The sequence below is a fragment of the Bartonella sp. AU18XJBT genome (assembly GCF_028618595.1).
Lineage (GTDB): Bacteria > Pseudomonadota > Alphaproteobacteria > Rhizobiales > Rhizobiaceae > Bartonella.
Genome location: NZ_JAQITE010000002.1, coordinates 113,710 through 137,046 on the forward strand (window position 1 = coordinate 113,710; position 23,337 = coordinate 137,046).

The 23,337-nt window shown below is 37.4% G+C and carries 17 protein-coding genes and 1 pseudogene; 16 read left to right on the top strand and 2 right to left on the bottom strand.

Annotated features, from left to right (window positions below; genetic code table 11):
* Nucleotides 1-148 precede the first annotated feature (148 nt).
* The 4 genes from PVV60_RS01355 (at nucleotide 149) to PVV60_RS01370 (ending at nucleotide 4,634) form a co-directional block, all read left to right on the top strand.
* A complete protein-coding gene (locus PVV60_RS01355; RefSeq protein ID WP_273722578.1) occupies nucleotides 149-1,396 on the top strand; it encodes an aminopeptidase in 1,248 nt (415 codons plus the stop codon).
* A gap of 284 nt (nucleotides 1,397-1,680) precedes the next feature.
* A complete protein-coding gene (gene mutM / locus PVV60_RS01360) occupies nucleotides 1,681-2,544 on the top strand; it encodes a bifunctional DNA-formamidopyrimidine glycosylase/DNA-(apurinic or apyrimidinic site) lyase (protein WP_273722579.1) in 864 nt (287 codons plus the stop codon).
* A gap of 82 nt (nucleotides 2,545-2,626) precedes the next feature.
* Nucleotides 2,627-4,021, top strand: a complete 1,395-nt coding sequence (locus tag PVV60_RS01365; RefSeq protein ID WP_273722580.1) for a M20/M25/M40 family metallo-hydrolase — start codon at nucleotides 2,627-2,629, stop codon at nucleotides 4,019-4,021.
* The gene (locus PVV60_RS01370) at nucleotides 4,014-4,634 is read left to right on the top strand and encodes a ribonuclease D (protein WP_273722581.1); all 621 of its coding nucleotides are present in this window, start codon (nucleotides 4,014-4,016) and stop codon (nucleotides 4,632-4,634) included. Before PVV60_RS01365 ends, PVV60_RS01370 begins: the two co-directional genes overlap by 8 nt.
* 275 nt (nucleotides 4,635-4,909) lie before the next feature.
* Here the strand turns inward: PVV60_RS01370 and PVV60_RS01375 are convergent.
* A pseudogene (locus tag PVV60_RS01375) lies at nucleotides 4,910-5,294 on the bottom strand (hypothetical protein); the annotation flags it as partial.
* A gap of 755 nt (nucleotides 5,295-6,049) precedes the next feature.
* Between PVV60_RS01375 and PVV60_RS01380 the strand changes: the two are divergent.
* From PVV60_RS01380 to PVV60_RS01425, 10 genes are all read left to right on the top strand, one after another.
* Nucleotides 6,050-6,379 (top strand): hypothetical protein, encoded by a 330-nt coding sequence (locus PVV60_RS01380; RefSeq protein ID WP_273722582.1) that lies wholly within the window; start codon nucleotides 6,050-6,052, stop codon nucleotides 6,377-6,379.
* A 1,917-nt stretch (nucleotides 6,380-8,296) separates the two neighbouring features.
* The gene (locus PVV60_RS01385; RefSeq protein WP_273722583.1) at nucleotides 8,297-9,130 is read left to right on the top strand and encodes an outer membrane protein; all 834 of its coding nucleotides are present in this window, start codon (nucleotides 8,297-8,299) and stop codon (nucleotides 9,128-9,130) included.
* Nucleotides 9,131-9,464: 334 nt separating this feature from the next.
* A complete protein-coding gene (locus PVV60_RS01390) occupies nucleotides 9,465-10,283 on the top strand; it encodes an outer membrane protein (RefSeq protein ID WP_273722584.1) in 819 nt (272 codons plus the stop codon).
* A gap of 340 nt (nucleotides 10,284-10,623) precedes the next feature.
* Nucleotides 10,624-10,803 (top strand): hypothetical protein, encoded by a 180-nt coding sequence (locus tag PVV60_RS01395; RefSeq protein ID WP_273722585.1) that lies wholly within the window; start codon nucleotides 10,624-10,626, stop codon nucleotides 10,801-10,803.
* A gap of 236 nt (nucleotides 10,804-11,039) precedes the next feature.
* Entirely contained in the window at nucleotides 11,040-11,192 is a 153-nt protein-coding gene (locus PVV60_RS01400; protein WP_273722586.1) for a hypothetical protein, read from the top strand.
* A 96-nt stretch (nucleotides 11,193-11,288) separates the two neighbouring features.
* Nucleotides 11,289-11,459: an outer membrane protein gene (locus tag PVV60_RS01405; protein ID WP_273722587.1), complete on the top strand. Its 171-nt coding sequence runs from the start codon at nucleotides 11,289-11,291 to the stop codon at nucleotides 11,457-11,459.
* A 181-nt stretch (nucleotides 11,460-11,640) separates the two neighbouring features.
* Nucleotides 11,641-12,531 (top strand): outer membrane protein, encoded by an 891-nt coding sequence (locus PVV60_RS01410; RefSeq protein WP_273722588.1) that lies wholly within the window; start codon nucleotides 11,641-11,643, stop codon nucleotides 12,529-12,531.
* A gap of 1,506 nt (nucleotides 12,532-14,037) precedes the next feature.
* On the top strand, nucleotides 14,038-15,798 hold the full coding sequence (locus PVV60_RS01415) for an outer membrane protein (RefSeq protein WP_273722589.1): 1,761 nt from the start codon (nucleotides 14,038-14,040) through the stop codon (nucleotides 15,796-15,798).
* Nucleotides 15,799-16,046: 248 nt separating this feature from the next.
* A complete protein-coding gene (gene ileS, locus PVV60_RS01420; RefSeq protein ID WP_273722590.1) occupies nucleotides 16,047-18,962 on the top strand; it encodes an isoleucine--tRNA ligase in 2,916 nt (971 codons plus the stop codon).
* Between the two features lie 178 nt (nucleotides 18,963-19,140).
* Nucleotides 19,141-19,632, top strand: a complete 492-nt coding sequence (locus tag PVV60_RS01425) for a hypothetical protein (protein ID WP_273722591.1) — start codon at nucleotides 19,141-19,143, stop codon at nucleotides 19,630-19,632.
* Between the two features lie 648 nt (nucleotides 19,633-20,280).
* On the opposite strand, the gene PVV60_RS01430 is transcribed toward PVV60_RS01425, so the two are convergent.
* On the bottom strand, nucleotides 20,281-20,727 hold the full coding sequence (locus PVV60_RS01430) for a nucleoside deaminase (RefSeq protein WP_273722592.1): 447 nt from the start codon (nucleotides 20,725-20,727) through the stop codon (nucleotides 20,281-20,283).
* Nucleotides 20,728-20,996: 269 nt separating this feature from the next.
* On the opposite strand from PVV60_RS01430, the gene PVV60_RS01435 reads away from it, so the two are divergent.
* Entirely contained in the window at nucleotides 20,997-22,397 is a 1,401-nt protein-coding gene (locus tag PVV60_RS01435; protein ID WP_273722593.1) for a pseudouridine synthase, read from the top strand.
* A complete protein-coding gene (rsmD, locus tag PVV60_RS01440; protein ID WP_273722594.1) occupies nucleotides 22,378-22,944 on the top strand; it encodes a 16S rRNA (guanine(966)-N(2))-methyltransferase RsmD in 567 nt (188 codons plus the stop codon). The genes PVV60_RS01435 and rsmD overlap by 20 nt, the downstream gene beginning before the upstream one ends.
* Nucleotides 22,945-23,337: the final 393 nt, after the last annotated feature.

Consider the following 23,337-nt stretch of genomic DNA (forward strand, 5'->3'; position numbering starts at 1 on the left):
ACCCATTGCGGTTTATCAATTAAGTGAACCTTTTAGCGGTAATGATCTGCATAAATATACGTAGAGAAAGTGAACTCAAAGGATCTGAAAAACAATTTATAATATGACGACGTAAAGAACGCATTTTATTTAAAGAAGGGTATTGGTAATGTACTTTGATATTCATGAGACAATTTCGCCTGAAATGCTTAATCGTCTTGCAGAAATTACAGTAAAAGTGGGGTTGAATTTACAAGAGGGGCAAGATCTTGTTTTGACTGCTCCAGTTTCAGCATTACCTTTTGTTCGGCGTATTGCATATCATGCTTATAAGGTTGGTGCTGGTGTCATTACACCAATTTTTAGTGATGATATGTTATCGCTTACACGTTTTGAAAATGCTCATACAACTAGTTTTGATTGTGCTCCTTCTTGGCTTTATGAGGGAATGGCGAAGGCTTTTGAAAATGGGGCAGCGCGTTTAGCGATTGTTGGTGATAATCCTTTGCTCCTTTCCAATCAAGATTTTGATAAGGTTGCGCGTTTGAATAAGGCGACTTCACTAGCTTACCAGCCTGCTCTCAAAAAAATATCGAATTTTGCTATAAATTGGTCAATTGTTGCTTATCCAACAGCAGGATGGGCTGAGGCAATATTTCCTTCTTTACCACTGAATGAGGCGCTTAAAAAATTAGCCGATGCAATTTTTTCTGCTTCACGTGTTACAGAAGAAAATCCGATACATGCGTGGTTTGTCCATAACGAGAATTTAAAGAAACGGTCATCTTGGCTTAATGAGCAGCGTTTTTCTGCTTTACACTTTACAGGACCAGGGACTGATTTAACTGTTGGTTTGGCAGACGATCATGAATGGCATGGTGGTGCATCCGTTGCTCAAAATGGTGTTATTTGCAATCCGAATATTCCGACAGAAGAAGTTTTCACGACTCCTCATGCTCATAAGGTTGAAGGTTTTGTTCGCTCAACAAAGCCACTTTCCTATCAAGGAACACTGATTGATAATATTGAAGTACGTTTTGCAGCAGGGCGTATTGTTGAATCCCGTGCATCAACGGGGCAGGAAGTTTTGCAACAGGTTTTGCAAAGCGATGAGGGTGCAAGTCGATTGGGCGAAGTTGCTCTTGTGCCCCATTCTTCACCAATTTCTAAGAGTGACCTCCTTTTTTATAATACCTTATTTGATGAAAATGCTGCATGTCATATTGCTTTAGGACAGTGTTATTCCAAATGTTTTTTAGATGGGGCATCATTGACGTCAGAAGAGATTGCAGCACGTGGTGGTAATAAAAGTGTCATTCATATTGATTGGATGATTGGTTCTGGCGAAATTGATATAGATGGCATTACCCAAGATAGTGTAAGAGTTCCTGTATTTCGTAAGGGTGAGTGGGCTTAATCCTGCTATGCCCTCAAATATCGTCATTTGAGGTAGGATGGGGTGTAAGCCTCATTGATACGTTAAGTATTTTAGAATGCCTAGTGAATATTCAAGGCAGGGTTTGGTTATAAAGCCTTTAATTAAGTGACTCACATGAGTAAGAAGCTAAGTGAAATCCACTCATCAAGAATTTAAGTCGTTTATAGAACAGATGTAGAGAAAGTCTTTGTTCTTTGAGGGGAGAAAAGAAGTCAATTTATTGTTGATACAATTGGAAAGTGTATAATTATTAAAGAAGAGAGATGCCTGAACTTCCTGAAGTAGAGACAGTTCGTCGTGGACTTGAGCCTGTTGTAACTGATGCAAAGATAGTATCTGTCAAACTTAATCGTAGAGATTTACGCTTTCCTTTTCCTGAGGCTTTTTCTGAGCGCCTTATTGGCAGAACAATTATAGAACTTGGTCGGCGTGCGAAATATTTATTATTTCATCTTTCTCAGAATGAAACGATTTTAAGTCATTTAGGAATGTCTGGTTCATGGCGTATAGAGAACGATCTTTTAAGAACGACAAGTAAATTGATTAAGCATGATCATTTTGTCATGGGTATTCAAACAAGGGATGGTGAAGTTTATCATCTTATTTATAATGATGTGCGTCGCTTTGGATTTATGCTGTTAGTCAATACGGACAAGCTTTATGAACACCAACTTTTAAATAAGCTAGGGCTTGAACCTATGAGTAATTCGTTTTCTGGTCGTTATTTACAAAAGGCTTTTGTTAATAAAAGAATGTCTCTTAAGAGCGTTTTACTTGATCAGTCTATTGTTGCAGGTCTTGGGAATATTTATGTTTGTGAAGCACTTTGGCGGAGTCGTTTGTCTCCACAACGTGGTGCATTTACATTGGCATCAAAAACGGTGCGTGCATGTGAATTTGCAGATTCTTTAGCACAAAATATACGCAATGTGATTTCTGAAGCCATTTTATCTGGTGGCTCTTCTCTACGTGATTATATGCATATAGATGGTTCACTTGGTTATTTTCAACATGCTTTTTCAGTTTATGGACGAGAAGGCAAGCAATGTTTGGAATGTGGAACGCCTATTGTGCGTATTTTACAGGCTGGACGTTCAAGTTTTTACTGCTCACAATGCCAAAAATGAATAAGGTGTCTTGCAAAATCTTACAAGAGGCTTAAAGTCATCGTATCTATAATATAATTACACAAGGCTTAAGGGGTTTTTTATGCTGAATAAAGTACTAACACATCTTGATGGAAATATAGAAAAGAGCCTTGAACGCCTTTTTTCTCTTTTACGTTTTCAATCGATTTCTACAGATTCGGCCTACAAGGATGCATGTCGCAAAGCAGCTGATTGGTTAGTAGAGGATTTAAAAAGCATCGGTTTTGAGGCTTCACGACGTGATACACCGGGTCATCCAATGGTTGTTGGGCATCATCCAGGACCTTCAGATGATTGTTTGCATGTGTTGTTTTACGGACATTATGATGTTCAACCTGTTGATCCATTGAGTTTATGGGAGGATGATCCATTTACACCTTCATTAAAAGAGAGAGATGGAGAGAAAGTTATTTGTGCTCGTGGAGCTTCAGATGACAAAGGTCAGTTGATGACTTTTATTGAAGCATGTCGTGCATTTAAGAAAGCAACAGGGCAGCTTCCTGTTAAGGTTACTATTTTATGTGAAGGTGAGGAAGAATGCGCTTCTCCTTCCCTTATTCCTTTTTTAAAAGAAAATAAAGATGAACTTAAGGCAGATTATGCATTGGTTTGTGACACGTCAATGTGGGATGCGGATACACCATCTATTGCTCTTTCTCTTCGGGGAATTATGGCAGAAGAGATTATTATCACAGCAGCTGATCGTGATTTGCATTCTGGTTATTTTGGAGGAGTAGCAGCTAATCCCATTCGTATTTTAACGAAAATCTTAGCAGGACTTCACGATGAAAATAATAGGGTAACACTTCCTGGTTTTTATGATGGTGTAGAAGAAACACCTTCCCATATTTTACAATCATGGAATGCTCTTAATTGTACTGCTGAAAATTTTCTTGATCCTATAGGACTTTCCGTTCCAGCTGGTGAAAAAGGGCGGAGCATTTTAGAGCTTGTATGGGCACGTCCTACCATGGAAATTAATGGTATTAGTGGCGGCTATGAAGGGGAAGGGATGAAAACGGTTATTGCTTCTCAAGCGAGTGCAAAAGTATCGTGTCGTTTGGTGCATAAGCAAGATCCAGAGAAAATACGCCAAGCGTTGCGTGATTATGTACGTAGTTCAATTCCTGCTGATTGTAAGGTTGAATTTAAGAATCACGGTTCTTCTCCGGCACTTCAGATTTCTGATGATTCATCTTTTATCAAGGAGGCGAAGGATGCCTTATCACAAGAGTGGGAAGTGCCTGCTGTCTTGACAGCCATGGGGGGCTCGATCCCAATTGTAGCAGATTTTCGGTCAATTCTTGGTATGGAAACTCTTTTGGTTGGTTTTGGATTGGCTGATGACCGTATTCATTCTCCTAATGAAAAGTATAATTTAAAATCGTTTCATAAGGGGCAGCGGTCTTGGGCGCGTATTCTTGCTGCTTTAGCAAGTAGGAGGGTAAATGGCTGAGATTCGCGTTCATCAAGGTGATTTACCAAACTTAGACAATTATAAAACTGATGCCATTGCGATTGATACCGAAACTTTAGGGTTACAACCGCATCGTGATCGTTTATGTGTTGTTCAGCTTTCTTCTGGAGATGGTACTGCCGATATTATACAGATTGCTAAAGGACAAAAGAATGCACCTAATCTAGTCAAGCTTCTTGAAAATAATGCAGTCGTAAAAATATTCCATTTTGGGCGTTTTGATCTTGCTATTTTAGCGCATACATTTGGTATTATGCCAGAGGCTGTTTTTTGTACAAAGATCGCTTCTAAACTCACGCGTACTTATACGGATCGCCATGGCTTGAAAGAAATTTGTAATGAATTGCTAAATGTGAATATTTCTAAACAGCAACAATCTTCGGATTGGGCGGCAGAAACGTTATCACAGGCACAAATTGAATATGCTGCGTCGGATGTGTTATATTTGCATCGTTTAAAAGTTATATTTGAAGAACGTTTGAGACGTGAAGAACGAGAAAGTGTTGCCAAGGCGTGTTTTCAATTTTTGCCTATGAGAGCTAGGCTTGACCTTTTAGGATGGGCGGAAGTGGATATTTTTGCGCATAGCTAACTTTAAAAATTGGCTTTTAAATGGAGTTAATTATTGATGTGAGAGGACAAAATGCTTGTACATTATAGGCATTTTATCCTCTCATTTTTTGATAAGAGTTATAATAACTTCTTAAGTGCTATTTCATTTGAAGTTTAGGTAATCAAAGTACTTTTGCGAATTCATATTTTTTATTTCCATAATAGCTTTTGTTTAAAAAAAAATTTGAGGAGAGGCTGGAAACATACGGTAGGTTGGAAGACTTAAATCTCTGAAACCGGTATGCAGCCTAATTAGGGGAGAATATGAAGTCGTAAATGTAAAGACCAAACCTCATCTTTACCATTATTTTTAATTCTGCTTTACGACTTTCAAAAGTATATAAAGCAATGTCTGTTAAATAATAGAGATTATGCATTGCCTCACGCTTTTGTTTCTCACGTTTTTTAATGGATTTACGTTCTTCATGTAAAACAGAACGCCCTAAACGGAGTATATTTGTGCTGCTAATTCTGTGCTTTTTTAAAGAAACCAACACCCAAGCCCATTTTACGGTGGGGCTTAGTGAATGGTATAATGATAAAGCCACAAAATATGATATAAAATTCGTTGAGCACTCCCATTTTTACGCTTATGGAGTAATAAGCCGCTACTATCACACAACTGGTGCCAACTCCCAATATTGGGTAGCCCCTTGGTACTTGAGACGGTTTATAAAAGGCATTTTTAGTCTTTTTTATCCACACTTGTAATGTGCAAACAAATGATTTTGATCGATTCAACATGAAAAAGATTTGGAATAAGAGAATCTTACGGTATTCAGGGTTCTCATTCCATATGAATAACGTTAAAGGATCATTATAAATCAATATATTATATGATTAATGTATAAAGATAACTACGATTGTACTGAATAATGCAAAGAGCAACTCCTAGAAAAGTGAGTTAGAAACAAGTCAGCAAGAGTTTTCTTTACTAAGTCAAAATGCCGCAATAGCTTTTGCATTTCAACAGATTCGTAAGAATCCCCCCTTTTTTTAAGAGTCTTATCCATATACAAATCTCATTTATGATGTGGAAGCGAATAAATTTTCTTCATGTATAATGAAAAAGTTTGAAATGAGAGAATATTCTGATATTTGAGAGGCTCATTTTGTGTGAAGAAATACAAATTATATTTATAAATCAATATGTTGTCGTGAAGTTCGTATAGTTTATTATTTTTAGACGATAGTTCGTGTCTTTATTTATTACTCAATAAGTGATTTTTATGTTGGCAGCGCAGGGCAATTTGCTTTTATTTTAAAATAAAAATGCTCCAAAGCTTTATTTTTAAGGATTTTCGCTTTTTATCTATAAACATATTATTTTTCTCTAGAAATTTGCAATGAAGGCACTAGATAAAATCCATTATGGATATTAATGAGGTTAAATTTATGAATATAAAATATTTTATTACAGCTTTTGCTACTTTTGCTTCAATCTCTATCACTCAGGGTGCGAGTTTTTTAGCGGCTCAAAACCTTATACAGAGAGCATCTTCAGCTATTCCTTCAAGAGGTCTTTTTTCTGGTGAACAGCTTCACAGGGTCTTATCTGAAGTTTTTCAAATAGAACTTTCTTGCACAAATAACAGTGAATGCATAACAGCAGCTAAGTTAGTACCTGTGTCACATTCTGGTAAAAAAAGAGGATATAATCCTAAAAAAGGACTAGGGAAAAGAGGACGGCCAACTCTATTTTCACGAAGTCCAATGAGTTTTTAAAAAGTGAGAAAACAACATTGAGAGTTGTAACGTATGCTTGAAAATTGAAGAAAGGAGGTATTATCACTTGAAAACAGAGTGGAGCCATTTGTTAAAAGGGTGTTGTAATTGTGTACGGTGAGAATGAAGAGTACTGTAGATATAAGCAGGAAGATTTTAGTGAAAGAGTAACACTGTATAATAGCAATCAGTCATTACAAAATTGATAGGTTTAGATGAATATAGCCTAGAGACTTGGGGCTATTTTGTTATGCCGTAAATACCGTCATTTTAAGTATGATTATATAAGGCATATAAAACATCTTGATAAGTATTTTAGAGTAGGGCTTGTCCAGAGAGAGCCTTTAGTTAAGTGAATTACATGAATGGGAAGCTAAATGAAATCCACTCGACAAAAATCTGGACTATTTGCAGACAGGGTCTGATAGAATGCTTCATCCAAATTAAGGAGAAAACCAGGTATTTATTTTAATGTGAAATTTTTGGCCTTAGTGTGTTTCGAAAAATAAAACGTCATTGAGTTGCATACTTATGTGCGCTTGTTTTAAAGAAATATTTCTCAATGCTCCCCAGCCCATTTCGTGACGCCATTTACGAAGGGTATAATGGTAAATTCATTGAGTAATACTATCTTTATGCTTATGAAAGGGAAAGCTAGCATTTATCACACACTTTGCTAGCTCTCAATTTTGTGACAGACTTTGGTATGTGAGACGATTCATAAGGAGGCGTTTTTAATCCTTTCTTGTACAGTTTTTATCCACACGGCTTTTCCTGCTTGTAATGTGCAAGGGAATTGTTTCGATTGATTGCAACATGCAACCGGTTTGGAATGAGAGAATCTTACGATATTCGGGTTTCTTATCCAATATGCGAAATGATGAATTATGTCATACATTAATATATTGTTCGACTACAGAATTTATAAAATATTCTTTATTTGTCTATGATTCAAAATATCAGATATTTTTTCTGCCAAATTGTTTGCTCAAAATGACTTTCAAAGCAAAGTTTGGTTTGAAAACTTTAAGAAAGATTTCTCATTTTTTCAGCTTTAAGGAGATTTCTATATAAGTTTTAATGTTTATCATACCGGTTGTCTGTCTTTAGGCATTTTTTCAATTTAGTCTTGTAAAGGGGTATGAAATGATAACCTACAAATAAGGCTGAAGCTCTGAAAAAGATTTTACTATAAGTTGAGAGAAGAAAAAAATAGTAAGTATGTCAAAAAACCATAGATGCCTAAATTGTAAACAAAGAGCAAGCGTGATGAAATTGCATGTAATCTTGTTGCAGTCCATGGGGTAGTGGAGATCTTGTTCTATGTGGTACAAGCGTTCTTTACAATGATGAAAAAACAAATACATAGCTTTCACTTTTGGGCATGTTAAGAATAAAGGTAAAAACGTTATTTGTATGAATTTAAATAGAACGGTTACATTTAGTTACTCTCAATATTGATAGGAAGCATTTCAGCTTTTAAATAGTTTTATTTATCCACACACACTTACTCGTTTGTGAGGTGCAGGGGGCAGTTTTGGTTTCTTTAATATAAAAAGGCTTAAGATAAGAGCATCTTCAATATTGCAAATGAATGAATATAAAAGATATTTTTTCATTATAATCAATACATTATATTTTCATGCTAATAGCACGCGCTTTACACGAAGGGTATTGTGACGCAGATTTTTTTGAAAAATTCATAAAGAAGAGCAAATGTGGGGAAAAGAGATCATTTGTGCATTGGCATAGTTTAAGTCTTATTTATTACGGATATTACAGATCAAGCAATCCAAGGTGCTTTCATTGTTTTTTTTGTTTTTTTGATAAGTGTATCATTTTTGCTACAGATATCTGAAGTTTGGGCTCTATATGGAATGATGTGTTCAAATAAATATTCAGCTATGGAGAGAAAATATGAATATGAAATGGTTAATAACAGCTTCTGCTTTCGCTTTTGTTTCAGCTTCAGCAGCACAAGCAGCAGATGTTATTGTTCCCCCTAGTCCAACACCTGTTGCTCCCGTTATTGTTGCTCCAACTTTTTCTTGGACAGGTTTTTATGTTGGGGGCCAGATTGGTGGTTTTTCGGGTAAAACGAAAATGGATATCCTCAGTAACGGAAAAAAGATTCCAGCGCCTGATGATCTTTTGCCTAAACTATCTGGTTTCATGGGTGGTCTTTACGCAGGTTCCAACATTGATCTCGGTAATGGCCTTATTTTAGGTGTTGATACAGATTTCATGTGGTCTAATAAAGATGACACGAAAACAGGAAACACATATGTTATTGCTCCAAATCACATCAATTATATTAAGAAGATATTAACAGAATCTGGAATTAATATTGGTAAAGATGCGCTTGAAGCTGGTGCTAAACGAACCCACAGTTTCACTTTTAAAGAAAAGTGGGCTGGTGCGACACGTGTACGTATTGGTTTTGCAGCTGAACGCATTATGCCTTATGTCGCTGGTGGTATCGCTTATACACAGCTTCAAGATAGTGCATCGATTTCAATAACAGGGAAAGATTCAGATAAAGTAATAGCTTCTGGTACCTTGTCTGATGAAACAAAGACCCTTGTTGGTTACACCCTTGGTGCTGGTGTTGATTTAGCAATGACCAATAACGTTATTGTCCGTGCGGAATATCGTTACTCTGATTTTGGAAAAAAGAAATTCTCAAATGATAAATATGAGACTTCTTACAAAACCAATGACTTCCGAGTTGGTGTTGCTTACAAATTTTAAAAGATGGTAAGTAAAATAACAGAGGCTCTGTCAAAGATAGAGCCTCTGTTGTTTGTTGTTATATTATCACATAATACATAATTTATTGTGGATGTGGAAAGATATTATTCAGATTTTATTAAAAAAGATTTTCATAAGCAATAAACAATAATTACATTTAAGATCAATAAGTTATTTATATATACAGTTTGTAATTTCTTGCGCAAAACCAGGCTATAAAGCGATTTTGTCTTGGGTATGTTCTCCATTTTCTGTGACTGTATCATTTTTACTACAGCTTTTCTTTCTGTAATCTTGTAGCACTGTGCTCATAAATAAATTAGGAGCAAAGTTTATGAATATAAAATCTTTAGTAACAACTTCTGTTATCGCTATAGCGGCAGCTTCTGCAGCACAAGCTGCTGATGTTGTCATCCCTCGTGAAACAGCCCCAGCAGTCATCACAGCAGCCCCTGCCTATTCTTGGACAGGTTTTTATCTTGGTGCTCAGATCGGTGGTCGTTCAATAAAATCTGATAACTTTTCAAACGATTTTAAGTTTTCAGGTATGATCGGTGGTCTATACACAGGTTACAATATTGATCTCGGCAGTGGTGTAGTCTTTGGCTTGGATACAGATGTCTCTTTTGTTGGTAAAAAAGACACAGTTAATTACGGTGAACATAGGGTTGGAGGACAAAATAAAACTGCTGAAGGTATTACTAAAATCCTTACAGACGCTAAGATTCCAGTGAAAGATGGTCTAAGAGTTGCAAACGGAGATGCATACACCGAAAGTATTACTATTAAAGAAAAGTGGTCTGGTGCTACACGCGTTCGCATTGGTTTTGCTGCTGATCGTATCATGCCTTATATCGCTGGTGGTGTTGCTTATACGCAAATGCAAGGAATTTCCGCAATTGAAGTGAAAAAAGCTGTTGATACTTCTGCTGATTCTGGTAAATTGGTTGCTTCTGGTAACGTATATGATGAAACAAAGACCCTTGTTGGTTTCACCCTTGGTGCTGGTGTTGACTTCGCAATGACAGACAATGTTCTGTTGCGTGCAGAATACCGTTACTCAGACTACGGTAAAAAGAAATACTTTAAAGACACAGCTGAACTTCAATACAGAGTCAATGATTTCCGCGTTGGCGTTGCATACAAATTCTAATTTCGTAAAAAACGAAATAAACTTCCAAGAGGCTCTGTCAAAGACAGAGCCTCTATTATTTTCTGTTGTTATATATTACATACCCTATATTTGTTGGGGCTGGAAAAGATATTATTCAGACTTCCTTAAAAAGATTTTTATAAACGCCAGAAAATAATTACGCAGTAAAATCAAAGGCTTATACGTACTTATAACTTACAACTTCTTGCGAAAAGTGAAGTTATAAAATGATTTTATCTTGCGTCATCTTTCGCTTCCTATGATTGTATCATGTTGACTACAGTGTTTCTTCGCTTAATCTTATAACACCGTGCTCATAAATAAATTAGGAGCAAAGTTTATGAATACAAAATCTTTAGTCACAACTTCTATTATCGCTATGATAGCAGCTTCTGCGGCACAAGCTGCTGATATTATCGTTCTTCGTGAAAAAGCCCCAGCAGTTATCACAGCCCTTTCGTTTTCTTGGATAGATTTTTATCTTGGTAGTCAAGTTAGCAACTTTTTAAGTCAAAGTTGATGTATTTGATTTAGAAGCAAAAGAAAAAACTTCATAAAGATGGACTACCTAAGCCTTCAGGTTTCATAGGTGGTATTTATTTAGGTTCCAACGTAGATCTTAGAAATGTCCTCATTCTAGATGTTAAAACCGATGTAGTCTGGATAGACCAAGGAGAGACGAAGACGGTCTCAAAGATTCTTACGATTGATAAATTTGATGATTTTAATGATGAATTTGAAGATGCTGGTGTTACATTGGATGAAAATGAAAAGTTTCAAAAGGGTAACACAGCAGTGTGTCGCATTGGTTTAAAAGGAAAAAGGTCTGGTGAAACACGGGTTCGTGTAGGCTTTTTCGTCGCTGATCGTATTATGCCTTATGTTGCCGGTAGTATTGCTTATGCGTAAATACAGGGTGTTGGTAAAATTTCAGGAACAAAAAAATCGGCAAATGATAAACCAAGTAAAGCAGTTTCTGCTACGGTATTTGATAAAACAACAGCGATGGTGGTTTTCACTCTTGGTGGTGGTATAGATTTTTCGATGACAAATCATATTCTGCTTCGTGCGGAATACCGTTATTTAGACTTTGGTAAGAAGGAATTAAAAAAGGGTTATCTTAAACTAGGCTACAAAAGCAATGACTTTCATAGAGGTGTCGCGTACAAGGTTTAATTTTATCAAAAGCGCAATTATGAATAAAAAGTATTAATAAAAAATTAAATTTTCAAGAGATCTTGACTTTTAAAAAACCCTGTTTTCTGGGTTTTTATTTGTATGACTGTGACATTTTTGCTACAGCTTTTTTATCTATAATCTTGTAAGGTCATTTTATAGTTAATTTAGGAGCAAAATTATGAATACAAAATATTTAATAGCAACGTCTGTTGCCACTTTAATTTCAGCTTCTGCAGCACAAGCTGCTGATGTGATAATCCCTCATGAAGCTGCGCCTGCAGTTATTGCAGCAGCCCCTTCATTTTCTTGGACAGGTTTTTATCTTGGTGGTCAAGTTGGCAACTTTTCGAGCAAAACCAAAGTAACTATTCCAGGAGCAGACAAAGAACTTTTCAAAAAAGATAACACACCTAGTCCTTCTGGTTTCATGGGTGGTATTTATGCAGGGTCTAACGTAGACCTCGGAAATGGTCTCATTCTCGGTGTTGAAACCGATGCAGTTTGGGCAGGCCGTGAAGAATCAAAAAAAGCCCGTGAATTGACTCTTACTGAAAAAGATGCAGCAAATTTTAATGCTTCCCTTGAAAAAGCTAAGATTGAATTAAAAGGTCAGCAACAGTTTCAAAAAGATGACAAGGTAACAGAAACGCACAGTTACAAAGAAAAATGGTCTGGTGCTACACGCGTCCGTATCGGTTTTGCTGCTGTTGACCGTATTATGCCTTATGTTGCTGGCGGTATTGCCTATGCGCAGGTGCAGGGCATTCAATCCGTTGCAGGAAAAGGAAAGAGAGCTAAAGTTGAGCAGAAAGTTGATGGGGGTGAAAAAGAGCCATCAGTAGAAAATAAGCAAAATATAGATTTGACTGGTGGTGCTTGGGCTGATGAAACGAAGACAATGGTTGGTTTTACTATTGGCGGCGGTGTTGACTTTGCAATGACAGACAATGTTCTTTTACGTGCAGAATACCGTTACTCTGATTTTGGTAAAAAGAAATTCGCAAACGATACACGTGAATTCAATTACAAAACCAATGACTTCCGTGTAGGTGTCGCTTACAAATTCTAATTTCGTAAAAATGAAATTAGAAGCATAAAAAATACTAAGGCCTCGTTTTACGAGGCCTTTATTTTATTCGCTCACTATTCTATCTCTCTTAATCCCTTCTATTTTTTATTGACATCATTTTGTGTCATAAGACTTTAAAGAAAAAATCTGTATATTATAGAGGGCGAATTGGTGGTATATATGGATTTTATAGCGACTGATTACATAAAATCTTATATCATGGCTATCATTTTACGCCTAAGTGAAAAGTATTCAATTAATCTCAGAAATAGGAAAAGATCATAACCAGTGACTAACTTTATTCTGCATATGCCAGATTAGAGCGAGCGTATTGTGTATATCTGTTGGAGTAAGCTTTGGGAAATACAGTCTCATTGGGGAAGAATATGAAGATGTAAAGATAGAAATCAGTTTCCAACTTTACCATTTTCTTTTAATTTAGCTTTATGATTTTCAAAAGTATTTAGAGCAATGTCTTCTAAATAATGAAAATGAAGATGACGCATTGTCTTACGTTTTTGTTTATTACATTCTTTTTATGGGATCACACTCCTCATGCAAAACAGAACGCCCCAAACGGAATACACTTGTTGTTGTGTATTCACACATTTGTTTTAAAGAAATATTTTTCCAAGTACATCAAGCCCACTTCATGTCAGTATCCGTGAGTGATATAAGACGGTAAAACCTCCCAATGAAATAATATAAAATCTATAGAGCACCACTATCTTTACACTCTTAATCAAAAGAGCCAGCTAGCATCATCATACAACTTTGCCAGCCACCAATGTTGTGGACAGACCTTGGCTGTTAAAAGCGTTCATAAGAGGCATTTAAAATTCTTTTAATGTTTTTATCCGCAGACTGTTTCCGCTATCGAGAGATATGGTTTTGATTAATAAAACATGGAACAGGTTTTAAATGATAGAATCCTACAGTATTAGTTTTTTCATTCAATATGAAAACAATAAATTATCCTTATAAATTAAACCGATGCGTCATGATGAAGATATTTACGCAAAGAATCTAAAAGTTTTTTTTATGAGTGTTTGAATAAGTCCTTTGTTTTTCTTAATTTTAGATACAAAATACTATCGCTAAAGCACCAAAAGTAGATCATGTTGATAAATAGATGAAACTTTGATGGCGCTTGGTTTTAAAAAAGGCAACATTTGATTTCACTGTTTGCACAGGCATTGATTTTGCAATAACAGATGATAGTTTATTACATGCAGAATACGGTTATTCAGATTTCGGTAAAAAGAAATTTATAAAGAATATTATCATTAACAGTTATGCAAAAATTTAATGAAAATGAATCCAACTTTAAGACACATAATTCTAGTGTGATTTAGTTTACGAATTTTCATTGAATGCAAAATTAAAAGTTTAAGAAGCTTTATTTTCAAAAAATCTTTATTTTTTTGTGAGTGTGTTATTTTTGCTACAGATCTTTCAAAAAAGATGCTCTATATACATTTCATTTTGGATATTTGGAGAGATTTTATGAATACAAAACGTTTAATAACAGCGTCTATTTTTTCTTTAATTTCAGCGTCTACAGCGCTAGCTGCTGATGTTATGATTCCTCATCAGCCAGCATCATCGACTTCTTCTACCATTGTTGCACCTACTTTTTCATGGACAGGTCTTTATTTAGGTGTCCAAGCTGGTGGTTTTTCGAGCAAAGCTGATATGGCTCTTGTTGGTCAAGAAAAGAGTTTTCCACTAGATAAAGAGTTCTCTCCTAAACTTTCAGGTTTTGTAGGTGGTTTTTATGCTGGTTCTAATATTGACCTCGGTGATAACTTTGTTTTTGGTGTCGATACGGATTTAATGATATCTGGTAAAAAACACACAAAGACCATTACCATAGGTGCGGCTGATAACACTACAGTAGAAAATGCAGTCGTAAGATCCCGCAGATCTGCAAACCCACAAACGCCTCCAGCAACACAAGCACAACAAATCGCTTCAGGAGGATCTGCTGTTGCAGGAACACCTACACCAGCAAAACCTGCGTCAGCAACACCTGTTAGTGCAGGAGCTACAGCAGTAGGGACTCCAGTAGCAGGATCCGTGTCAGGAAAATCTGTTACAACGCAATCCAGTCCAGCACAACATAGATCAGTAAATACAGTTCAATCGTCACAAGCAGGAGCGGCACAATCAAATCAAGCAGCAACTGGAAAGTCTAACAATGTTAATGAAACAGCAGGAAAAACATTGACGGCGGAAGGAACATCAGGAGTTTCAACACCAGCATCAAAAACACCATCTGCATCGCCAGTAGCACAATCATCCCCCTCTAAAACAGTGCAAGCGGTATCATCCTCATTGGGAAGATCAGATACAGGAGGGGCAACGGTAGGTCAGGTAGGTAGATCACAGCCAGCTGCACCTAAACCGACATCCCATACAACAGGAGCAGGAACATCAGTGCAGTCAGCATCGCGATCAGCTACTGTCTCAGTAGTGCCTGCACCAGTAAAACCTACAGTAACTGTACCAGCAAGCACGCCAGTAGCAAAAGCGTCTACATCGGTACAATCATCATCACAACCATCAGCAGTAGAAAAAACAGTACCGAGTGCACCACTTGTACTCGCGAGATCAGGATCATCCTCTGAATCAGCGACAGCTTCCAATGGAACAAGCGGAGCGCAACACGGAGGTCATCATGGCGTCCATGGTAGTGGAAGTACTAATCCGCATGGTGCATCTCATGCAGGTGGACATGGTTCTGGCGCTCATGCGCATGGTGCTAATCCACATGCTTCTCGTTCTCATGGTGCACAAAGTACACAAGCGGTGGATAAGAACGATTCCAGTGTATATGGTATAGAACAAATGAAAAAGATGGCTTCTGAACTTGGTCTTGAGCAAGAGGATGAAGTTGAAACTTTAAGTCATACTTTCAAACAAAATTGGGGTGGTGCTACACGGGTACGTATTGGTTTTGCTGCTGATCGCTTTATGCCTTATCTTGCTGGGGGTATTGCTTATGGGCAGTTCCAAGACACTGTATCAATATCCGTTAAGGATGACGATGGAAGAGTCGTTTCTTCTAAGAACTTAGCTGATGAAACAAAAACCATGATTGGTTACACACTTGGTGGTGGCGTTGATTTCTCGCTTCTGGATAATGTGATTGTACGTGCAGAATATCGTTACTCTGATTTTGGTAAAAAGAAATTTGCAAAGGAAAAACTTGAAGTTAACTACAAAACCAATGATTTCCGTGTTGGTGTAGCTTATAAATTCTAATTTTTTAAAGAGTAAATTTCTAAAAGGCTCCACTATTAGTGGAGCCTTTATTTTTTAAAAGATCACTTTTTGGTTTCTTTTCTTGTGAATTTCATGATAAAGCCCATAGAGTGTGATGATATATTTTCCTGATCGCTGCTTAATACGAATGATAAGCTCGGCTTTCCCTATAGATAAAAACCAGAGTTGCAGGGTTCAGGGAAGTTATGCAAAAATGAAATCGTAAAAGTGGACAGGAATATTTCACAATGACTGTGAAAAATGAAACAATAGATTATTCAAAAACTCTTTATCTCCCACATACAAATTTTCCTATGCGTGCAGGGCTTCCGCAAAAAGAGCTTGAATTGATGGCGCGTTGGGAAAATATGGGGCTTTATGCGCAATTGCGCCAACAAGCAAAAGATCGTCCATTTTATATTCTTCATGATGGTCCACCTTATGCAAATGGTCATATTCATATTGGGCATGCTTTAAACAAAGTTCTAAAGGATGTGGTTGTCCGTTCATTCCAAATGCGTGGTTTTAATGCAAATTATGTACCTGGTTGGGATTGCCATGGGCTTCCAATTGAATGGAAAATTGAAGAAAAATATCGAGCACAAGGAAAAAATAAGGATGAGGTACCGCTTAACGAGTTTCGTCAAGAATGCCGTGAATTTGCACAGCATTGGGTAACCGTTCAAAGTGAAGAATTTAAACGCCTTGGTGTCATGGGAGATTTTAACACGCCTTATACTACAATGGCTTTCCATGCAGAAGCACGCATTGCCAGTGAATTGATAAAATTTGCTATGTCAGATCAGATTTATCGTGGTTCCAAGCCGGTGATGTGGTCTGTTGTGGAGCGTACGGCTTTGGCAGAGGCTGAGATTGAATATCATGATCATGAATCAGAGGTGCTTTGGGTTAAGTTTCCTGTTTTTGAAGCAAATTCTGATGATTTATATGGTGCTTATGTCGTCATTTGGACAACAACGCCGTGGACAATTCCAAGCAATCGTGCAGTGAGTTATTCTTCACAGATTTCTTATGGTATTTACGAAGTTGAAAGTGCTGAAAATGATTTTGGTCCTCAAGTGGGAGAAAAGCTTCTCTTTGCAGACGCTTTAGCAATGATTTGTGCAGAAAAAGCCAAACTTGTTTTGAAGCGTTTGCGTGTTATTTCTGCTGAAGAATTGAAAGCTCTTGTTCTTTCTCATCCACTCAAAGGTTTGGCTGGGGGGTATAACTTTAAAATTCCATTGCTTGATGGTTCGCACGTAACAGAGAGTGCTGGTACAGGTTTTGTCCATACAGCACCAAGCCATGGGCGTGAGGACTTTGAAATTTGGAATGATTATAAGTCCTTACTGGAGCAAACGGGGATTGATTCGTCTATACCGTTTCCTGTTGATGATGCAGGGTTCTATACGAAAGATGTTCCAGGTTTAGGACCAGATCGTGAAGGAGGACCTGCGCGTGTTATTGATGATAATGGAAAAATGGGTGATGCTAATAAAGAGGTCATTAACGCTTTAATTAAAGCAGATCGATTGTTTGCACGGGGGCGTTTAAAGCATTCCTATCCCCATAGTTGGCGTTCAAAAAAACCCGTTATTTTTCGCAATACACCGCAATGGTTTATTTCAATGGATAAAGATTTTGGGGATGGTTCAACTTTACGTAGTCGGGCTTTGGAAGCTGTTTCAAAAACGCGTTTTGTGCCGTCTTCTGGGCAAAACCGCCTAGCTTCTATGATAGAAGATCGTCCTGATTGGGTTCTTTCTCGTCAGCGTTCTTGGGGTGTTCCTATTTGTATTTTTGCGAATGAGGATGGTGTTATTCTAAAAGATGAAGGTGTGAACGAGCGTATTTTACGGGCTTTTGAAGTAGAAGGGGCAGATGCATGGTTTGCTGAAGGAGCACGTGAACGTTTTTTAGGTGAGCGTGCACATGAGCCTTGGGTACAGGTTTATGATATTTTGGATGTTTGGTTTGATTCTGGAGCTAGCCATAGCTTTGTATTAGAAGATAGGGCTGATTTGAAATGGCCTGCTGATATTTATTTTGAAGGTTCAGATCAACATCGCGGGTGGTTCCAATCTTCTCTTTTGGAAAGCTGTGGTACGCGTGCTTGCTCTCCCTATAAGGCAGTGATTACACACGGTTTTACTTTGGATGAGAATGGTAAGAAAATGTCTAAATCTTTAGGTAATACGGTTGTTCCGCAAGAGATCATTAAAACATCTGGAGCTGATATTTTTCGTCTCTGGGTTATGACAACAGATTATTGGGAAGATCAGCGTTTAGGCAAAAAAATTCTTCAAACAAATGTGGATTCATATCGTAAACTACGCAATGCAATTCGTTGGATGCTTGGAACTTTAGCATATGATGATGGAGAAGAAATATCTTATGGCGCACTGCCAGATCTTGAAAAATTTATATTGCATAGGCTTTTTGAACTTGATCAGTTAATTAATCGCGCTTACGATGAGTTTGATTTTAAAAAGATTATGCGTGCATTATTGGATTTTTCAATCATTGAGTTATCGGCATTTTATTTTGATATCCGCAAGGATTCTCTTTATTGCGATGCGCCTTCATCAAAAAAACGCAAGGCCTCCTTGCAGGTTGTCCGTGAGATTTTTGAGCGTATGGTAACATGGCTTGCTCCAATGTTACCTTTTACTATGGAGGAAGCTTGGTTAGAGCGTTATCCAGAAAGCCAATCGGTGCATTTAGAACAATTTCGCTCTGTACCAGAAGAATGGCAAAACCAATCTTTGTCTGAGCGTTGGAAAAAAATTCGGCAGGTTCGTAAAGTTGTTACAGGTGCTTTAGAGCTTGAGCGTGTTGATAAGCGTATTGGATCCTCGTTAGAAGCCGCTCCTGTTGTTTTTATTTCCAATCCGGTTTTACGAGAAGCATTAGAAAATGTGGATATGGCGGAGATCTGCATTACCAGTGCACTCACAATTACGCAGGATACAATACCTTCCGATGCTTTTACTTTGAATGATGTTGAAGGTGTTGGTGTATATCCAGAGAAGGCATTAGGAAAAAAATGTGCTCGATCATGGCGTTATACACAAGATGTTGGGAGTGATCCTGCCTATCCGGATGTATCTGCTCGTGATGCAGCTGCTTTGCGGGAATTGCAGATTCTTGGCAAGATTTAACATTTTAAATCAAAGGAAAGAAATACAAGTAAATTTCTCATATTGATGAATATAGTTTTTTGTGGTACGAGAAAAATTCCGTTGTTTTATCTGCAGGGGGGGAAATTTGTGTATGGACCGTTCTCTCATAGATAACGGGAATATTAATCAGCCATACACCTAGGAAATGGAATAGGCAGTGAGAAAACGTGAAATAAAAATATTTCCAATAGGAATTTTAGGGGTGTGCTTTGTTTTGACGGGATGTAATTTATCCGCTCCTACCTATGGTACCAATAAACCAGTTTCGATACAGTTTTTTGAAGATGTTGCTAATATTACTTCATTAACACCAACAAATAACAGCAGCGAGATTGTTATGAAACCTCATCCAAAACTTGTAATACCAAGTCCTAGTTCGCGCAGATTCTTGCCGGTGCCACAACAAGATAGATCTGTCAATGAAATAGCAGCATCGAAGAAGCATCAAGGAAATACTCCTTTTCCTCACAAGGGGTCGTCAGTTAATGGTACTGGTTCAGAAAACCCTTCACAATTGAGTGCGAAGCAACGACAAGAATATTTACGTCGTCAGAGAGCACAAGTTGGAAGTTCAAAATACCGTCGCTATCTCACTGAACCACCTTTAAGTTATCGCCAACCGGCAAAAACCGCACCTATTGGTCGATAGGGAAAAAACAAAATATTTAAAAAGTATTTTTCCAATTACTTATGATACCAAGCTCTCATTCACGCACAGTTATAATGCTACTGTAAAAGGGGTGTTGCTCTCATGAAATAGCCATATGATAACAGCATTGAGAGAGTCCTTATGCGTTTTCTAACAAGAAACATTTTTCAAGCTCATTTTACAACATCGCTCATGTGGACAGTATAACGTAAAATCTATTATGCTCCAGCAGCTTTATGCTTAGGAAGGAGAAAGTTGATACCATCATTTTATTTCCAGACTCCAATGTTGCGACAATTCTTGCATTTGAGAGCCTTCATAAGGGATATTTTTAATCTTTTCTAGAACGCTCTTTATCCAGACGATAATTCCACTTATGATGTACAAGAAAGTGATATTTATTGATTCAATGTAATTTGAAATGATAATATATCTACGATATTTTGGACTTTATATTTTATTATACAAAATAATGGATTATTCTTATAAATGAATGTATCATCTAATAGAAGCAGTATGCAGCATTAAAAGAGAGAAAAATGCTTCGAAATAGCTTTTGCTATATATATATATATAGCAAAAGAATTAATAGTCTTGTTTGAGAAATAGGATAGTTTTTAAAGAGTGCAAGTTATGGAAGAAGATTTTTTAGTATCGCTTTTGTACAAAAAAATCTTTAAGTAATTGAGCAGCTTCTTTTTCTTTAAAACCAGAATAAATCTCAGGTTTGTGATGACAGGTTGGTTGCTGATAAAAACGTGGACCATTTTCTATAGCCCCCCCTTTGGGATCATTTGTTGCGTAATAGAGACGTCGTATGCGTGCAAATGAAATGGCAGCAGCACACATAGCACAAGGCTCAAGTGTTACATAAAGATCGCAATCAGGAAGCCTTTCGCTTTGCAATGTTTCGCAAGCCATACGGATTGCGCGCATTTCTGCGTGTCCTGTAGGGTCATATGCAGATTTTATAAAGTTACCAGCGCGTGCAATGATAGCTTTTCCACGTGTAATGACAGCGCCTACGGGAACTTCATCTTTTTTTGCAGCCCATCGCGCTTCTAAAAGGGCTATTTCCATGGGCGTCAAAGTCATAATATCCTTTCTACTGAAGGTATAGAAAATCTAAAGGTTATCTCGATCAGAAATGCTATGGAATGAATAATCTATTACGCTTTTATGATGAAAGGAATATTTCTATTTTCTAAAGAATTTAAAACAAATGTGCAAGGCAACAGATACATTATTGTCGTTAAAGGATAGAAAATGATAAATGATTATGCTACTTCCTTTTTTAAGATAAGCGGTATGGTGCATGTGAATAATTTTCTGAACATACTGGCAAAGATTGGTTTGAAACGCAAATGAATGAAAATAATGAGAGTGAACGAATTGCTAAAAGGTTAGCGCGTGCTGGTGTTGCTTCGCGTCGAGATGCAGAAATGATGATTGTTGCAGGTCGTATTTCTGTGAATGGTACAGTTGTGAAAACGCCTGCTTTTAATGTTAGCCGCTCTGATATTATTAAAGTTGATGGCAAACCTTTACCTCCTATAGAACGAACGCGTTTATGGCTTTACCATAAGCCAGCAGGCCTTGTTACCACGAACCGTGATCCTGAAGGCAGACCTACAGTATTTAGTAACTTACCAAAAGGAATGCCGCGTGTTCTTTCTGTTGGAAGGCTTGACATTAACACGGAAGGGCTTTTGCTTTTAACCAATGATGGTGGCTTAGCGCGTGTATTAGAGCTTCCTGTAACAGGATGGATCCGCAAATATCGCGTCCGTGCTCATGGAAGAGTAAAGCAGAGTGCGCTGGATAACCTTAAAAATGGTATTGCGATTAATGGTATTTTTTATGGTTCGATTGAAGCATCAATTGAACGTGAACAAGGGTCGAATATATGGCTTTCTGTTGCGTTGCGTGAAGGAAAAAATCGTGAAATAAAGAATGTTTTAGGGGCATTGGGATTATCAGTTAATCGATTAATCCGTGTATCCTATGGTCCATTTCATCTCTCTGATTTAGAAGAAGGAGCTGTGCAAGAGTTAAAAGGGCGGATGTTACGAGATCAGTTGGGTGAGCGTTTGATTATGCAAGCCAATGCAGATTTTGATGCTCCTATTCTGAAACCTTTTTCAAATTCTGCAGTTGTTGCAGAAAAGCAATGCCAGAAAGATCGTTCTGTTGCAAATGATGGTTGGGTTTTCTCAAGTGAAAGGGTGATACGGCGCCGACCAAGAGATGGTTCTGTTGAACATAGTCGCGCGCAATTCAGTACAAAGTCTCATGAGAATGTAAAGAAGGAAAAAAGTGAAGAAGGAAAAGCAGAGCGTTTTCTACCGCGTTCTCGCCGTGCTAATGTTTGGATGGCTCCTGGTGCACGTCCGCAGAGTGTGCGTAGAAAGCCTTCCTATAGTGAGGAGAAATCGCATGATCATAAGAGCGATTTGGGTGGTAGAAAATCCTTTCATCGAGGCAAGGAAAAACTAAAAGAAAGTCCGGCACACAAAGAGAAGAGGGGAGGTTTTGTTCAAAAACATGACAAAACATCTCATGATGAGACGCATCTCTTTGGTAAGAAAGATCGCTTTTTAAAAGATAAAGAGAAAATAATAAAAGGTGGTCATGATGAGCATTCTTTTGAGAGAAAGAAAAAGGTGAAATCGTTTGGTGGTGCTATGAAAAAATCTAAACCACATAGGGATGGTGCAAAAACTTCGAAGCGATTTGGAGGTTCACGTGCGGATCATAGGCGGTAAATTTGCTGGGCGTGTTTTGTTTTCGCCTGTTAATCAGTTGATTCGCCCAACGAGTGATCGTACACGTGAGAGCCTTTTTAATATTCTTTCTAGCCGTGAAGAACAATTTTGGACCAATAAACGCATTCTTGATCTTTTTGCAGGTACTGGTGCTTTAGGCATCGAAGCACTTTCACGTGGAGCAAAGGCGGCTGTTTTTGTTGAAAACTCGGTTGAGGGGCGTGGGGTGCTTCAAAAAAATATAGAAGCTTTTGAATTACAGTCGATAGGACGGATTTTACGTCGTGATGCGACCAAACTTGGCAAGATTGGCACAATGCTTCCATTTGATGTTATCTGCGCTGATCCTCCTTATAGCCGTTGTTTAGGTGAACGTGCTTTCGTAGAAGCTTTGCGAGGGGGGTGGGCAAAAGCTGATACACTCTTCATACTTGAAGAAAAGAAAGATACAATGATTCATTTACCTGATGTCTTTTATCTAGATGATGAGCGGTTTTATGGTGAGACAGCAATACGTCTCTATAAATTACGATCGCTTACATCTTGAGAAAGTTCTCGTTTTTATCCGGTAGGATGAAAAAATGCTTCTTTACAGTTTTCTTCATTTTATATGGTTTTAAAAGGTTAAGCAGAAAGTAAATAAAAGATTCTAATGTTAAAGGAATTGATGAATTTTGATTTCATTATGTTTTTTGTTTCAATCTTTTATTTTTTTGAAGTTTTTTATAGCCCCAAGAGCGAGTCCTTATATAATATACGTCCTTTCATATAGAGAGGCCATCTCTTCTTCTGTCTAGCCAAAAATTGCTTTGAGGTGTAATGCTATTGGACCTAAATTAGAAGTATGTATTGCTGCTAATTTTTGTAAGTTATATGCTGATTTGTTAATTTCAGCTACATTAAGAGTGTAACACATTGTCAAAGCTGTAGTATATTATTA

Coding starts and splice junctions, on each gene's coding strand:
- PVV60_RS01355 (WP_273722578.1), top strand. CDS start 149: ATGTACTTTGATATTCATGAGACAATTTCGCCTGAAATGCTTAATCGT.
- mutM (WP_273722579.1), top strand. CDS start 1,681: ATGCCTGAACTTCCTGAAGTAGAGACAGTTCGTCGTGGACTTGAGCCT.
- PVV60_RS01365 (WP_273722580.1), top strand. CDS start 2,627: ATGCTGAATAAAGTACTAACACATCTTGATGGAAATATAGAAAAGAGC.
- PVV60_RS01370 (WP_273722581.1), top strand. CDS start 4,014: ATGGCTGAGATTCGCGTTCATCAAGGTGATTTACCAAACTTAGACAAT.
- PVV60_RS01380 (WP_273722582.1), top strand. CDS start 6,050: ATGAATATAAAATATTTTATTACAGCTTTTGCTACTTTTGCTTCAATC.
- PVV60_RS01385 (WP_273722583.1), top strand. CDS start 8,297: ATGAATATGAAATGGTTAATAACAGCTTCTGCTTTCGCTTTTGTTTCA.
- PVV60_RS01390 (WP_273722584.1), top strand. CDS start 9,465: ATGAATATAAAATCTTTAGTAACAACTTCTGTTATCGCTATAGCGGCA.
- PVV60_RS01395 (WP_273722585.1), top strand. CDS start 10,624: ATGAATACAAAATCTTTAGTCACAACTTCTATTATCGCTATGATAGCA.
- PVV60_RS01405 (WP_273722587.1), top strand. CDS start 11,289: ATGGTGGTTTTCACTCTTGGTGGTGGTATAGATTTTTCGATGACAAAT.
- PVV60_RS01410 (WP_273722588.1), top strand. CDS start 11,641: ATGAATACAAAATATTTAATAGCAACGTCTGTTGCCACTTTAATTTCA.
- PVV60_RS01415 (WP_273722589.1), top strand. CDS start 14,038: ATGAATACAAAACGTTTAATAACAGCGTCTATTTTTTCTTTAATTTCA.
- ileS (WP_273722590.1), top strand. CDS start 16,047: ATGACTGTGAAAAATGAAACAATAGATTATTCAAAAACTCTTTATCTC.
- PVV60_RS01430 (WP_273722592.1), bottom strand. CDS start 20,727: ATGACTTTGACGCCCATGGAAATAGCCCTTTTAGAAGCGCGATGGGCT.
- PVV60_RS01435 (WP_273722593.1), top strand. CDS start 20,997: ATGAATGAAAATAATGAGAGTGAACGAATTGCTAAAAGGTTAGCGCGT.